At 47.0% G+C, this 15,126-nt stretch carries 12 protein-coding genes and 1 riboswitch; of the genes, 6 read left to right on the top strand and 6 right to left on the bottom strand.

Annotation, left to right across the window (positions count from 1 at the left end; translation table 11 throughout):
- Positions 1-82: 82 nt before the first annotated feature.
- Genes PIL01S_RS16410 through PIL01S_RS16400 form a run of 3 tightly spaced genes read right to left on the bottom strand, consistent with a single transcriptional unit; the run spans position 83 to position 2,969 of the window.
- On the bottom strand, positions 83-877 hold the full coding sequence (locus PIL01S_RS16410) for an energy-coupling factor transporter transmembrane component T family protein (RefSeq protein ID WP_127538424.1): 795 nt from the start codon (positions 875-877) through the stop codon (positions 83-85).
- Positions 852-2,375 (bottom strand): ABC transporter ATP-binding protein, encoded by a 1,524-nt coding sequence (locus PIL01S_RS16405; protein ID WP_127538423.1) that lies wholly within the window; start codon positions 2,373-2,375, stop codon positions 852-854. The genes PIL01S_RS16410 and PIL01S_RS16405 overlap by 26 nt, the downstream gene beginning before the upstream one ends.
- Positions 2,376-2,969 (bottom strand): ECF transporter S component, encoded by a 594-nt coding sequence (locus PIL01S_RS16400; RefSeq protein ID WP_095288623.1) that lies wholly within the window; start codon positions 2,967-2,969, stop codon positions 2,376-2,378.
- Positions 2,970-3,452: 483 nt separating this feature from the next.
- On the opposite strand from PIL01S_RS16400, the gene PIL01S_RS16395 reads away from it, so the two are divergent.
- Positions 3,453-4,406: a copper amine oxidase N-terminal domain-containing protein gene (locus PIL01S_RS16395; protein WP_164764255.1), complete on the top strand. Its 954-nt coding sequence runs from the start codon at positions 3,453-3,455 to the stop codon at positions 4,404-4,406.
- A 166-nt stretch (positions 4,407-4,572) separates the two neighbouring features.
- Here PIL01S_RS16395 and PIL01S_RS16390 read toward each other — a convergent pair whose 3' ends face one another.
- From PIL01S_RS16390 to PIL01S_RS16380, 3 genes are all read right to left on the bottom strand, one after another.
- Entirely contained in the window at positions 4,573-5,241 is a 669-nt protein-coding gene (locus PIL01S_RS16390; protein WP_127538421.1) for a pectate lyase, read from the bottom strand.
- Positions 5,242-5,598: 357 nt separating this feature from the next.
- Entirely contained in the window at positions 5,599-8,421 is a 2,823-nt protein-coding gene (locus PIL01S_RS16385; RefSeq protein ID WP_127538420.1) for an S-layer homology domain-containing protein, read from the bottom strand.
- A 268-nt stretch (positions 8,422-8,689) separates the two neighbouring features.
- On the bottom strand, positions 8,690-9,565 hold the full coding sequence (locus PIL01S_RS16380; RefSeq protein WP_095288619.1) for a radical SAM/SPASM domain-containing protein: 876 nt from the start codon (positions 9,563-9,565) through the stop codon (positions 8,690-8,692).
- Positions 9,566-9,860: 295 nt separating this feature from the next.
- Between PIL01S_RS16380 and PIL01S_RS16375 the strand changes: the two genes are divergently transcribed.
- Genes PIL01S_RS16375 through hisC form a run of 5 tightly spaced genes read left to right on the top strand, consistent with a single transcriptional unit; the run spans position 9,861 to position 14,815 of the window.
- Positions 9,861-11,003 (top strand): iron-containing alcohol dehydrogenase family protein, encoded by a 1,143-nt coding sequence (locus PIL01S_RS16375; RefSeq protein ID WP_127538419.1) that lies wholly within the window; start codon positions 9,861-9,863, stop codon positions 11,001-11,003.
- Positions 11,000-12,055 (top strand): ABC transporter substrate-binding protein, encoded by a 1,056-nt coding sequence (locus PIL01S_RS16370; protein ID WP_127538418.1) that lies wholly within the window; start codon positions 11,000-11,002, stop codon positions 12,053-12,055. Before PIL01S_RS16375 ends, PIL01S_RS16370 begins: the two co-directional genes overlap by 4 nt.
- Positions 12,056-12,082: 27 nt before the next feature.
- Complete coding sequence (locus PIL01S_RS16365; protein WP_113056161.1) at positions 12,083-12,868, top strand: ABC transporter permease subunit; 786 nt, start codon at positions 12,083-12,085, stop codon at positions 12,866-12,868.
- A gap of 24 nt (positions 12,869-12,892) precedes the next feature.
- Positions 12,893-13,669 carry an ATP-binding cassette domain-containing protein gene (locus tag PIL01S_RS16360; protein ID WP_127538417.1) on the top strand — a complete coding sequence of 259 codons (777 nt, stop codon included), beginning with the start codon at positions 12,893-12,895 and terminating at the stop codon, positions 13,667-13,669.
- A 24-nt stretch (positions 13,670-13,693) separates the two neighbouring features.
- On the top strand, positions 13,694-14,815 hold the full coding sequence (gene hisC / locus PIL01S_RS16355; RefSeq protein ID WP_127538416.1) for a histidinol-phosphate transaminase: 1,122 nt from the start codon (positions 13,694-13,696) through the stop codon (positions 14,813-14,815).
- Between the two features lie 105 nt (positions 14,816-14,920).
- Positions 14,921-15,023: riboswitch (TPP riboswitch) on the top strand.
- The last annotated feature ends 103 nt before the right edge of the window (positions 15,024-15,126 follow it).

Raw genomic sequence — 15,126 nt, 5'->3', positions numbered from 1 at the left:
CATTTGAAGTTATTTCCATTAAAGACGTTTTGAACAAGAAAAAGTTACTGTACTATCAAAATAAAATGTCTGTGCCTTCTCTTCATCTGACATCCAGCATCGCCGGATAATAAGGGAATTCCCAGCCTAGGGTATAAGCCATCGTAAGGGATGCGAAAAAATAAAACACAAAATACAGATCTGCACGGGAATACCCGATCTGGATGTAATACGTCCGGCTCGCGCCATCTGCGAACCCTTTTGCCTCCATGGCGATGGCCATGCGCTCTGCCCGGCGGATGCTCTGCGCGAGCAGGGGAATGGCATACCGCTTCAAGGTTCCATACACATTCCAGTGCGAGACACGCTGCTGCGTACCGCGAATGCGGATGGCATAACGCAGCGTCTGGAATTCGTCCAGCAGAATGGGAATCATGCGCATGGCGGCCAAAAAGCTATAGGCATACTTGGGCGGCAGACGCCATTGCTGCATCAGCGAGTAGAATAGACGAACCGGACGGGTGGTCAGGCCAAACAACAATCCCGCAGCCGCCATGCTCAGGGAACGAAACCCCAGGTGCAGCCCACGATAGAAGCTCTCTTCCGTGATATGTATCAATCCATATTTGTACCACGTCGTCTCGCCTTTACCAAACATCATCATGCCTGTGGAGGTGGAGATAAAGATCAATATAAAAGGCGACGCATAGAGCAGCAGCCGATGCCAAGGATGACCCGTCCAGCATAGTAACAGAAGCATGACAACCGCTACATTGATCATGACGTTCAGATTATGAATAAGAATAACCAAGATAAACATCAGGGTCAGGAAAATAACTTTAAGGCCCGGATTCACGGCGTGCAGCCAGGTTTCACGATGAGGAAACGACAGCTGCATGCGTAACCCTCCCCTCTTCTACAGTCCACACTTTAGTACAATATCTGTTCACAATCTCCTGATCATGTGTCACCATGACAACGGCCGTCCCCGCGCGACGCAGGCGCTCCAGTTGTCCCAGCATGGCAAACGTATTACGTGCATCCTGTCCGAATGTGGGCTCATCCAGCAGCAATATCCGCTGTCTGCGAACCATAGCAGAAGCTACACTCAGACGGCGTTTCTGTCCCATCGACAATTGATACGGGTGCCTCCCAGACAGCTCCCTGAGTCCAAATTGCTCCAGCATATCGATGCTTCTGGCCCGTCGTTCTTCCGCAGTAAGTTCTCCACCGAGTAAGGAAAATTCCACCTCATCCAGAACCGAATTCGTAACGAATTGAAATTCCGGATTCTGAAACACGAATGCAATGCGTTCAGCCAGCTCTCTGGTCCTGCCGGGCCGTTGTCCTTCAACACGATAATGACCCGTCGTTTTCAGGATATTCATCAGGGAAAGCAATAATGAACTTTTTCCAGCGCCATTAGCTCCAACGATTCCTACCCAATCCCCGTGAAATACGTCAGCGTGATCGATCTGTACAACCGGATTCTTCCCTCGCAACCCTGTGAATTGCCTCAATTCGAGTGCTGGATGGTATACACTTGATTCCCTGGAATCATCATCTTCGACTTCTGCGCGATTGCCGGATCCGGACGTCACATGCTTAAAGGCATCTTGAGAATCCTGCTGCTTCGCTCCCACCTTCCGGGCTCCACGTTCCTCCCATACTCCCGGATACCAGATGCCATACTCCTTGAGCATACTCCGCTCCTTCGCAAATACCTGATCCGCCTGTCCGTCGGCCACAATCTTCCCTTCGGGTGATAGCACGATGATTCGGTCAACCACGTCCACAACCTCATTAATTTTGTGTTCCACGATAATGAGCGTCTTATCTTGTGCGACCTGCTTCACCGTATCCCACACCTGTATGGTTCCCTCATCATCGAGCAGTGCGGTTGGTTCATCCAGAAACAGGACATCCGGCTCCATGGCAAGAATGGAGGCAATCGCAAGGCGCTGCTTCATCCCCTGGGACATCGATTGAATGAATGCACGATTATGTTCAAAAGAAAGCCCAACAAGCTCCATATAATGTTGAATCAGCGCAGGCATCCGGTCCCTTGGGATATTCCGATTTTCAAGCACAAACGCAATCTCTTCATCCGTATAGGACATGCAAAATTGGGTATCCGGGTCCTGGAATACAATGCCTGGCTGAATCGGCACCTGAATCTCATCGCATTTCATCGGAATCTCCACGGACCGCGGAATAAGACCGCTCAATATTTGCAGCAGCGTGGACTTGCCTGAACCACTTGGACCGAGCAGCAGCACTTTTTCCCCTTTACGCACGGAGAGAGACAAGCCCTGGAATACCAGGTCCTGCTCTCCCGGGAACTTGCATCTTAGATTGGTAACGCCTACCGCCTGCGAATTCCCTTCTCCGTTCATCTAGTCCAGTGCCTCATAATCCTGCTTGGAGACAGGTCTCAATGACCGTGTAACGCCTGTGAGTTCAAGTGCTTTCGCAAGATAATACGCAAATACACCTGCAATCAGAATGCTTCCAATGAAGCGGAAACCGATAAACAATGTGTAGTTCCACGCCGATAACGAGTCAATGTATCCATACTGGTAATCGAGCAAAAGCGAAGCCGCTGCTGCCCCAATGGCTGCGAGACAGGTGACGAACAGATTCGTTTTGCGGTACAGAAATGCGGCGAAGAAGATCTCTGCGCCCAGCCCCTGTAACAGACCGTATACCAAGGTGGACATCCCCCATTCACTTCCGAGAAAAGCACTGACGGTTGAGGCTGCTACTTCAGCAAGAATGGCCACCCCCGGCTTGCGAATGATGACATAGGCGAACGTGCCCGCCATAAACCACATGCCATAGATCATTTGCTCCGCATGCACGCCGAAAGGCTTCATCAGATCATACGTCGGTCCCCATATCTTGTAGATGACCCCGAATACAACCGCAATCACGATCGTCACCAAAATATCGGTTAACTTCAATTTGTTGCTGCGCACTGTTGTTGACATGTTCTCTACTTCCTTTCTCTGCTCCCCATAAGGTTATGAAATGAAAATAAAAAAAGCCTCCCCGGTTCCGGGAAAGCCTTACGCACAGTGTCACATATCATGATTGAAGTAACTCAGAATAAAATGAAATCCGGTTCAATTCACGAGGCAAGCCTGCTTTCGCTCGCATTCCGAGATCAACCGTTCCCATTTCCATTCCCCAAGTTACTTATCATGAATTCATGTTCTCTACGCTGGCATTACCCAGATCAGATATACGGTCAGCGGCATAAGGCCCCAATCTCAGCCCAACTTCATTGAGCTCCCGGTTCACTTTATTTCATTGCTACTAATGTACACCACATGGGTATTTGTGGCAATAACATATAACCCGGACAAGGTTTCACACTGGAGAATCCCGATTAAAGAAAGGATGCCAATTCCATTAATATGAAACATTTAGGAGAAATTGGCCGTCTATATACGGGAAAGGGGATTGATGATATGAATACAACCAACACAACCTGGCAGCAAAAAAAGTGGAAATGGATCCTTGCCGCTTCGATCGTTACCGCAGGAACGGCACCTGCACTGATGTCATCCAATGTAGTGGAAGCGGCAGCGATACACCAGCCTGCAGCCTATATTAACAATGTTCCTGCCGAATATGATGTGGTTATTCGCCAGGGAGTTACGTATGTGGCGCTCACTGAATTGAAATTTCTGGGTGACTATACTTTCGGATACAACAACAAAACGAAACAAATTAGCATTAGTACAGGAAGCGACAAGTATGTACTCACCCCTAACAGTAAAAACATGAAGAAAAACGGACAGGCTGCAGCGCTGTCATCCGCTCCGATTCTGGTGAATGGCAAAGCCATGCTTCCGCTTCGTGCAATCGGTGAAGCCTTCGGTGCACAGGTTCGATGGAATCAGGCTGCCAAGGAAGCTTATATATATACGCCAGATGCATCGATTATTGAGGAGTACAACAGTTCTGACCTGACCATTGCACGTGAGGCTGCGCTTCGTCTTCCACGTTTTTCGGATTTAAAACAGGCACGCCTGGACATCCGTAATCCACTGGGTCCTGTCGACTCATCGATGACTTACATTTTTGAAAAAGGACAGAAGGACTGCTTTTTCGTCAACGAAGATAATGATCTCATCAGTTACTACGAAATTAAAAATGGAACTGCCCTGCTGAAATGGCAGGCCAACGTGAGCAGTGCAGCCGGAACAATCGGAGATCTGTTCTTTATCAAAACCAAAGCTGTAGCAGAAGCAGGGAAGCGACCATCCGTAGCAGGTCAAACTCTCGTATCGTTCCAATACTCTCGCATGCTCGAAGAGACTTCTTATGAGGTCATGAACAAGTCCGGCTCCATTGATTCGGGTTCCATTGCCCCGCAAAAAGACAACATCATCGTTGCCGTTCCAGAAGAAAACGAATGACTACTGAGAAATCTCAGAGACATATAATATTTTCTAAACTCTTTTCATCTAGTTTTATGGCAAACGCAAAAAGGCATCCTTGAGGGTGCCTTTTTGCATAATGATATATAAAAGGGTCTAAACAATGCAATTGTCCCCGCTCTATCTTTTCGTTGACATGCTATCCTTAATATTGCGTATTCCCCGATTGACTTGTTTTACCCGACGCGAATCCCTTGAACAGGGTAGGTACTTTGGAATAGCGGGTATTTGTTATTTTGCCGACCGTCGAGCTGCTGTCTGTGCGCAGAATGGAATCCTTCACATTGGAAATGTTGGAGCTGTCCACGTTCATGGTAACCGCGTAAGAAGTTCCCCCATTTTGTCGTACCAGTTTGCCGATATCATCTGCTCTGAAGTTTTTGATGTTAATTGTCCCCGAAGCGTTCATCTGGAACACCTTATCATATGCCTTGTATGCTGCACCGCCCGTAATATTAACGGTACCTGCGGATTTAAGCGTGAGTGCATCTTCACCGACATCATTCCAGGTCACGTTCTGAATATTGCAGTTGCCATAACAATGGACGCCATCAGCTGCCGGGGCCTCGATCACTACATTTTTTAGTGTAGCTCCTGCCTCAAGACGAAAGATGGGTTTTTGATTCTCGGCCTGACTGCCATCTCCCAATGTGTTTGGATCAGCGGCTACGCTTTTTCCTTTGCCATCATAAGTCTCACCTGCTTTGACAATAATCGTCGTCTTCACAATCTCGGGAGCAGCAGACACGGGTAATGCACCAAATACAGAAGCGACCAGACCTGCGGAGAGCAGCAGCGATAACATTTTTCTCATGCGTAAATCCTCCCTTATACGGATATATTGGTGTTCAAGCCAGCTTGTCTTCCCGGATCCCTTAAGAGGTGCACCTCTTTCCTGGACCCTACCCTGATCCTACCAAAACAGGAGTGTAATGATAATAATCATTAGATTAGGTATACAATTGTCGGCATGATACCTGCATTCTTAGCAATCTTTGTCGATCCATTCCCCGTGGAATGTGCTGATCTTAACTTTCGGTATGCTTCATTTACAGTCTGTAAAAAAAATCTGCAGAACAAAAAAAGAAACCCTTGGTCTATGAAAGACAGGGTTTCTCAGATGCAATTCATCCTTATGGATTAACATAATTCCTTTATAAACATGATATATCTACAGTTCTTCCTCACTATTTTCAATGGATGGTTGAAGTGAATAGAGAGGGTTATTATCTGTAAATTCATTTACATTCTCAAATGTTACTGTACCGTTATCAGCTACGATCATTTTGAAAACGACCCAGTATATTTCGTTACCGCTTCCTTCCTCTACCGTAAACGAGGCACTCGGTGTAGCAACAGCTCCATGGAACACTTCAATTTTGGCTCCAGAACCCTTGATTGTACTCGCACCTGAAAAATGATGTACATAGAACGTATACGTTCCAGGAAGCAAGTGACGAATTGTAGTCGTTTCAGGTCCGTAAGACGTGACATCATCTAAGTCCAGATCCACCATAAGTTCGTTGTTGTAATAGTGTTGTTTACCCGCGAAGTACGTGTGGAATACACCCTCATCACCTGCAGGACCTACAAGGTGTGAGTCCAAATCGGCTGGGTCTTTCCCCCATGTCAGAACAATACGTGTTTCATCTTGCGTAGGTATTTCAATAGCTGTTTGATTTTCATTTCTATTTTCCACATTTACTGCGGAAACACCAATCAGATACGTTTTAATATATTTCGTGTCTCCTCCTCCCAGTTCACCTGTGTAGATGCCTGGTGGAAGATAAATTTGATAGTTACCATAAGTATCCGTTGTTACAGTACCCACAACTTCACCTGTTTTGTTATCCAGACCTTTTCTAAATGCAATTTGCAAATTAGCAACTGCTTCTCCAGCAACATCTTTGATGTGACCGCCGAATCCGGTCAGCTTAATTGCACCACTTTGGCTTCCTGCAAAATGTGTTTTATTAACATCTGACTCTACTGTGATGTATAAAGTGGACCCGTAACTGTTAACAGCGTCAAAAGTAAACTCGCCATTATCGTACTGCAAATTATTCAATTGTTGTTCTGTACCATTTAAATAAGCATGAACTACAAAGTCATCTACTGTCAATTCAGAAGTATCCAAACCTTCGGTAAACTCCAATTTTGCACTTCCATTTGTGACTTGAATGCCTTCGAGCGTCGGATAAGCTGCTCCTTCGTTATAAACTGCAACAGTTACTGGGACATTGATCTCAAAATCTCCATATTGGGCTTGCACAACTGTTGTACCGTTACCTTTGGCCTGAATCTTGCCTGAGTTAACGACGGCGATGGAGCTATCTTCAACTTTCCATTTTGCAAACGAAGTAAGATCCTTGGACGCTGATCCAGTAACCCCCGTTAATACGATCTGACGTGTCGAGTCAATTGCTGAAAACTCTGCTGCTTCCGGTGAATAAACGACACTCGTCACCGTAGGATCTGCTTCAATGGTTGGAGACTGATTCAGTTGACTGAAATCAATGCCATCTACATTAACCAGAGCCGAAGTTAATGCTCCCTCTCCAGAAAATTGTACGATTGCATTCAATATCGCCCGATTCACTACAGCACCTTGATTAATTTTAAACACAGTGTTCAATGCTTGTTCGAATACTTCGAGATTGCCAATGGTGGAGTTATCTCCAAATTCCACTGAAATTTGCTCCGCATGAACCATTACGGAGTCGAAGTTTCCGCTCAGAGCTACCGAAGCATTATGCGGAACCGACTCTGCAATATCGATTGATCCGACCTGACCTGTGGAAACATTCTGTACGATCGCACCAGATCTAATTTCAATCTGCTGAACATCACTTCCACCTTCAAGGACCAGACGGATACTGCCATCTGCTTTGTCAACGATCACTGTTGCTAGAACGGAGTTCACCGCATGAATACTGTTAGGTCCTCCGCCATAAATCTCAGTGGTTCCCGTAACATTAACATTATCAAGAGTCACGTCACCGTTTTCTACGGACTCAAGTATTCTCAGATTACCATTTATTTTAGTGTTTTTTAGAGTGACATCTTGAGAGCTAATAGTTACATTTCCAGTTACATCCCCAAGCGTATATTCACCTGGAGCGGTAAGATTTTTACTAGGAGCTTGTTCCCCGCCTCCATTATTTCCACCATTGTTACTACCGTTCCCTTTATCTCCGGAACTGCTACCACTACTTCCTTTACTACTACCTTCAGAAGGTTTTGTCGTTTCCGGTTTTGCTTCGTTAGATTCTTCAGTTCCGTCCTCTGTCTTGGCCGGAGTCATGTAACTATCATATGTAGACTTATTCATTACAAATTCATAGGCAAGTCTCGCTAACGCTTGGCGATCTGCTATTCCTGAAGGATTAAATTTTACTGTTCCATCTTTTTGAACTAATCCTTTGATGAAACCAGATTGGTAGGCCAATGCTACAGAATCTTTTGCCCAGTTCGATACTTGATCCAAATCAAAAAGTTGAGGTTTGGATGTTTGGCTCGTTACGTCTTGTTGGTTCCAACCAAAAGCTCTAACGAAAAATACAGCTAATTCTTCTCTTGTCACGTTCTTATTAGGTGAAAAGCTATCTTTGGAAGTGCCTTGAGCAATCCCGGATTTGACCAGTGCACCTACATAGCCGGCATACCATTGATCTTCCTTTACATCCTTGAATTGGCTTGCTTCAGATGTATCAGGCTGCAACTTAAGTGCACCGACCATAATTTTTGCCAATTGAGCTCGTGTTACGGAATCAGAAGGCTTAAAGGTCCCATCAGAAAAACCTGTAAGTATTCCTTGTTCCACCAATTTGGTTATTTCCGTTTTGGCATACGAATGATCAATATCAGTAAAAGAATTCTTAGAAGTAGCTACTTCTGCCGATACAGATAAACTAAGAGATAACATGGAGACAACCAGCGACGTAGAAAGCATTAACGATAGTTTGCGATTAAACTTTTTCCATTTCGAATTCAAAACTCAAACACACTCCTCAGTAGGCTTCTAGTAGGTAAAAACAACAACATATGAATCTATGGAACTATATCACCTCCTGATCAATAGGATAATAATACCATGTAAAATCATAAAAACAAGATAATTAAACTATGATTTTACAAAAAAGTTGTTATCCTGAATTGATTTCAATTTTTATTATCTAAACTATTCTGCAATAAAAAAAGCAAAAAGCGTGCCATATCGAAATAAAATTCGAAGGGCACGCTTTTAATTATATTTTATTTGACTAGGCTCCGAACCGCTGACGATATCCGCACTTTCGGCATAGTTCCTCCACAGCTTCCCGCTTGGAAAAACCATAAACCAGATTGTTCGCCCGCTCGCCTTCGACAATCTCCGAGAAAGACTTCTCATGGACGTTACCGAGATTAATGACACCTTCGCCATCGAGGCAGCACGGAACAACCGTGCCATCCACAAGGACCGCCGCCTGACTGCGCAGCGCATGACAGAAGCCTTTGCCATCATCCTCTGGTGCATCCAGACTTGGCCACTGGAACTCGTGGTCCTGATTGAGATAGACATTCGGCGCAATTTTGACGCCGCTGCCTGGAACCACCTTTTCCTCAATGCGGAAATCCAGGTTGAACTCGCGCTCCAGTACCTCCAGTGTTTCCCGGTTCCGATTCATCTGGGCATTCGTGAAGTTATCCTGCGTCAGATTCCAGAGCCGGAACGAGATGATCACATTATGTTTCACAGCTTCCCGGGCAAAGGACAAAATATTGCTGAGGTATCCCTCACGGTCCGTCGATCCCTCGTGCCCGTCGAAACTGTGCAGAGAGAAGTTCATTTGCCGCAACGCCGGTTTGCCAAGCAACTTATGCTGGGTCTTGGGCAGCAATGTTCCGTTCGTTGTTATGTTTACCTTGAATCCCTTCTCGTGTGCGGAATCCAGTAACAAATCAATTTTGGGGTGAAGTAACGGTTCCCCTTTGACATGCAGATAAATGTGTTTGGTATGTGGCTTAATCTGATCCAATATATTGTTGAAGACTTCAGGGTCAATGAATCCTTTGGCACGCTTGGTCTGCGGACAGAAGCTGCATGCCAGGTTACATATGCTTGTAATTTCAATATATACTTTCTTGAACGTTTTCAACTCGGGGTCCCCATTCTGCTTAGGAGGGAGAACAGTCCCACCCTCATTTGTAATCCGGCCCATATGTGCCATCCCCATTATATCGGGTTAGGAAGCCAAGGTAAATCGACCAGCCTGATAATTTCCTTTTCTCCTCGAATCCATTAATTACGTTCACCTATAGATTCTTTCAATCGAAGTATAGGATGTATTGATTGTCCGGGTTATTGTGGTTGCCGAAACGCAATGCTAGAATCTAAACAATTTAAAACCAAGTTAAAACGTAAGAATAATAAGCTATGAGGAGAGTGTATTCATGATTACTGTTAAGGCACCTGCAGTATATGTACACGAAGCTAACATTCTTGAGCAAAGTGGTCCACGGATTGCACAGCTTGGGCAGCATGTTCTGATCATCGCCGGTGAGTCTGCATTAAAAGCCGTAAAGCCTTACCTTCTTCCTTCACTGGAGGAGCATAAGATCAAGTTCCATGTGCAATTGTTTTACGGTGAGGTTACGATAGGCCAGATTGATACTTTTACGCAGCAAGCTTTCGATCTGGATGTTGATCTGATTATCGGCGTCGGTGGTGGTAAAGTGCTCGATCTGTCCAAAGCGGTGGCCGAGCAAGCCCAATTGCCCATTGTAACGGTCCCAACGATTGCTGCAACCTGCGCTGCCTGGTCTGCCTTAACCGTGCTCTATGATGAACAGGGCCAATCTGCAGGATATCGTCCGCTGCGCCGTTCGCCTAATCTTGTTCTGGCTGATCCTCATATTCTGGCGAGTGCACCAAGGCGGTATTTGGCCGCTGGGATCGGTGACACACTCGTAAAATGGCATGAGTTCGCCGTTAATCTAAGTGGCAACGCCACCAGCCTCACTCTCCGAAACAGTGTCAGCACTGCCAAGCTTGCACTCGATATTCTCGAAGCGCACGCCATCGATGTCTATGAATCCACGGATACAACCGGTAGTACACCTCAATTCCGTGATGTTGCCGACGCCATTATTGTGCTCGCAGGCCTTGTAGGCAGCATTAGCGATGGATCACTTCATGCCGCAATTGCTCATGGGCTACATGATAGCCTCACCAAATTACCCGAAACACACGCTTCACTGCATGGAGAAAAGGTAGCCTTTGGACTTTTCACCCAGTGGATCCTTGAAGGCAAAGCAGGGGATGAGCTTCAGGAGCTGACCACTCTGTTACATAAGCTGAATCTGCCTATCACTCTTGCCCAACTCGGCATACAACAACAGCCTCAGGAAGCTGCTGCGCACATTGCAGCAGGACTACAGCTGCGGGAAGGCAGTGCGGCACATCTCTCCTTCGGAGTTAGCACGGCGCAGGTAACCGAAGCCATCCTTCAGGCAGACCGCATCGGCCAAACATTCATAGAATCCAGTCAGTCTAGTGAAAGCAGTACATACACCAAGGAGGTTTCCTCCCTATGATTCGTCCAAACCGCCAGTACACTCTTCCCTTAACTGCCTTTCTGAGCGCGCTTCTGTTGTTGCTGATTTCCGGCTGCTCTGCCGGAACTGATAATCAGGCCGCCGGTACAGGTACAACACCGACAGTAGCATCAGCTGCTTCGAATAAAGACGTTACTATTCGGGTTGGTCAGACCGGATGGGGCAATCTCGAATTGGGACTAAAAGCCGCCGGACTCGATGACACCCCCTATAAAGTCACTTATAACGTATTTCAGGGAGGTAACCTGATCCTCGAAGCGATGGCTGCAAATCAATTGGACTTTGGTGTGACCAGTGAAATTCCGCCCATTTTTGCATCTCAGGCTGCCAATGGTGGAAACTTCAAAATTATTGCGGTACAACAAGGCAGCACCTTAAATCAGGAGGTCGTTGTTCCCAAAGGTTCTTCTATCAAATCAGTTGCTGACCTGAAAGGCAAGAAAGTTGCTTTCGTAAAAAATACAACAGCCCACTATTTCCTGCTCAAAATGCTGGAGGAAGCCGGACTAACCTGGAGTGACATCAGTCCGGTCGAACTTTCAACAGCCGACGGACTCAGCGCCCTGATTAGCGGGAAAGTGGATGCCCTTGCCAGTTACGGCAATGCCATCATCTCCGCACATCAGAATGAAGCAACAACGCTCGCCAGCGCCAAAGATATCCTGTCAGGCAGCTTCCTTGTAGCCGCGTCCCATCAGGCTATTGCAAATGCGGAACAGAAAGAGGCCCTAGCCGATTATCTGGAGCGAATCAACAAATTCAATGATTGGGCTCGTGCCAATAAGGATGCGTGGGCTCAAATTACAGCAGACAATACCCACCAGCCGGTGGAACAAGCCCTTAAAACCTACACGGATGGAGAAGCACAACGCCCATCACGTATTGTTGCCATTTCTGATGAGGCCATCAAGTCCGAACAGGACGTAGCAGATACGTTTCAGCAAGCGGGAATTTTTGGGCAGGCAGTCGATGTGAGCACATTCTGGAGTGATGCACTTCAAGATCAACTTCCAGCTCCAGGTAGTCAATAACGAAGGAAGCAAGGAGGTAGGCATAACGTGCGGTCCAAAACCTTTAACCGGGCATGGTTTAACCAGTTCATTCCTTTTGTTGTACCCCTACTCATTCTGGCTCTGTGGCAATGGCTGACTGCATCCGGAGTTGTTGCAGCCAATATTTTGCCCCGTCCCGCTCAAGTACTGGAGGCCTTCATTCGTCTGCTTGGTAACGGTGAACTACTGAACAATATCAGTATTAGCGCCAGACGAGCTTTGGGAGGATTCCTCATTGGTGGGGGTCTGGGTTTTCTGCTGGGAGTGCTGAACGGCATCTCCTCCCTTGCGGAAAAGATCGCCGACTCCTCGGTACAGATGATCCGTAACATTCCGCATCTGTCCTTGATCCCCCTCGTTATTGTGTGGTTCGGGATCGGTGAAGAAGCAAAATTATTTCTCGTTTCCCTGGGTGTATTCTTTCCGGTATATCTGAATACGTTCCACGGCATACGATCGGTCGATCCCGGTCTGATTGAAATGGGCAAAGTATATGGCCTCAGCCGTTGGTCCCTTTATAAAGACATTATCCTACCTGGTGCACTGCCTTCCATTCTCGTGGGTATTCGTTATGCACTTGGCATTATGTGGCTGACCCTTATCGTAGCCGAGACGGTTGCGGCGGATGCGGGGATTGGCTACATGGCGATGAATGCGCGGGAATTCATGCAGATGGATGTAATCGTCTTAAGCATTCTGCTATATGCCCTGCTGGGCAAGCTGTCCGATACCATCGCCAAATGGCTGGAACGGCGCTGGCTGCGCTGGAACCCGGCTCTATCCCGCAAGTAAAGCCAAAGGAGCGTGAATTGATCCATGAGCACAAGTCAGATCAGTCCTTTTCTTCAAGTAGATAGGGTTCAGAAATCGTATGATCAGCGGACAATTCTATCCGACATCAATGTCAATGTAAGACAAGGGGAATTTGTAGCCATCGTTGGACGAAGTGGTTGTGGCAAAAGCACTTTGCTGCGTCTGATCGCCGGGCTGGAATCCCCCTCTTCCGGAAGCGTTATGCTGGGCAACAGAAAGCTTGGCAGTACAGCACCAGAGACACGGTTTCTGTTTCAGGAAGCCCGACTGCTGCCTTGGAAATCCGTGCTCGACAATGTACGGCTGGGAATCCCCGACAAGAACAAGGAAGATGCACGCCAGTCGCTTCGCAATGTAGGACTTGGAGAGCGTGAAGGTGACTGGCCGGGGGTATTATCTGGCGGACAAAAACAACGTGTTGCCTTGGCACGGGCACTCGCAAGTCATCCGCGTTTACTGCTGCTGGATGAACCGCTGGGTGCATTGGATGCATTGACCCGAATTGAGATGCAGCAATTAATCGAACGCTTGTGGGTAGAAGAAGATCTGACTGTCATTCTGGTCACTCATGATGTCAGTGAGGCGGTTGCGCTGGCTGACAGGGTGCTGTTAATCGAGGATGGTCATATAACGATGGATACCCGAATTACGCTGGAGCGTCCACGTGTTCGGGACAGCGGGTTTGCTCATTTTGAAAATCTTATTCTAAATCGCTTGTTGACTCCTCCACAAGAGACACCACAGCAGATAGCCCAGAAACAGATATCATTCTCGATCTAATTCCACTGGAAAGAAGGTATGATTATGCAATCCCTCTCAACCGTTCCCTCTCCTCCTGTTAAAGATCTGTTAAATCAAATTCCGGCTTATACACCTGCCAAATCCATGGAACAGATCCGGCGGGAATTGGGACTGGAAAGTGTAGATCGACTTGCAGCGAACGAGAATCCGTTTGGCTCTTCTCCCCTGGCAGCGGTAGCAGTCAGATCGCTGAGCTCCGATCTTCTGGCTCAATACCCCGACGGTTCCAGCCAACTGCTGCGTGACAAACTTGCGGAACGTCTGGGTGTGCGTACCTCCCAACTGGTATTTGGCAGTGGATCATTCGAGCTCCTAACCCTTACCGCCCAAGCCTATCTTAATCCCGGCGAGGAATCACTCATTCCGGTCCCCTCCTTTAACTGGTATAAGGGCGCTACGCTGCTGGCAGGCGGGGTTATTCATGAAGTGCCTTTGGTCAACCATTCACTGGACCTAGAGCAATTCCGGCAGCGGATTAATGCTTCTACCCGAATCATCTGGCTGTGCAATCCGAATAATCCAACCGGAACCATTTTCACGGCAGATGCCCTGCTTGGTTTACTCGAACATGTGCCCTCCCATGTCGTGGTTGTCCTGGACGAAGCGTATTATGAATTTGCGGAAAGTGAAGATTATCCTGATACGGTTAAGCTGCTGGAGCAGTATAATAATCTGATTATTTTGCGAACCTTCTCCAAAATATATGGACTTGCCGGCCTGCGAATTGGATATGGCATCGGGAATGAAAGCATCATTGAAGGCATTAACCGGGTCAAGCTGCCCATCAGTTTGACAGCCATCTCCCAAGCCGCTGCTTCAGCCAGCCTGGATGATCATGAATTTGTTTCTCATTGCCTGCACTACAATCGTCAGGGACGGGAAACGTTAATGCAGTCCTTTGATCATTGGAAGTTACCCTACATCCCTTCCGAAACGAATTTCATGATGGTGGATCTGTTGCAGGATAGTGGCCCGATTACCAAAGAATTGTTAAACAGAGGCATCTCTGTCCGCGGCGGTGCCGAATTCGGCATGCCTACCTGGCTTCGGATTACGATTGGCACACCTGAACAGATTGCCCGTCTGATCGGTGAGCTTGATTCACTGTTACATTCAAACAATTAGTATAGGTCACTTTCCTAACTTCTTTACGCACACTTCTTTTAAGCCGCCCTCTTTACATCTCGCGGGCACGTGATATATGCTGTGTACACAACTGCATATCTTGAACGATTGCACTAGGGGAGCCTTGCGGCTGAGACGAATAAATGTATTCGGACCCTTTGAACCTGATCTGGATCATACCAGCGGAGGGAAGTGGAGCGGACTTTCAGTTAACGGATTTTTTTCATATTCATATGAACATGAATGTCGGTTGAACTTAACAGGCCCACTCATTTCTCCGGAAATGGGCGGGCTTTTTCGCGTTCACTTAC

Origin of the sequence: Paenibacillus illinoisensis NBRC 15959, assembly GCF_004000925.1 — a bacterium.
Taxonomy (GTDB): domain Bacteria; phylum Bacillota; class Bacilli; order Paenibacillales; family Paenibacillaceae; genus Paenibacillus; species Paenibacillus illinoisensis.
The sequence above is the reverse complement of the archived record's forward strand: the minus strand, read 5'-3'. Positions and strand labels throughout refer to the sequence as shown.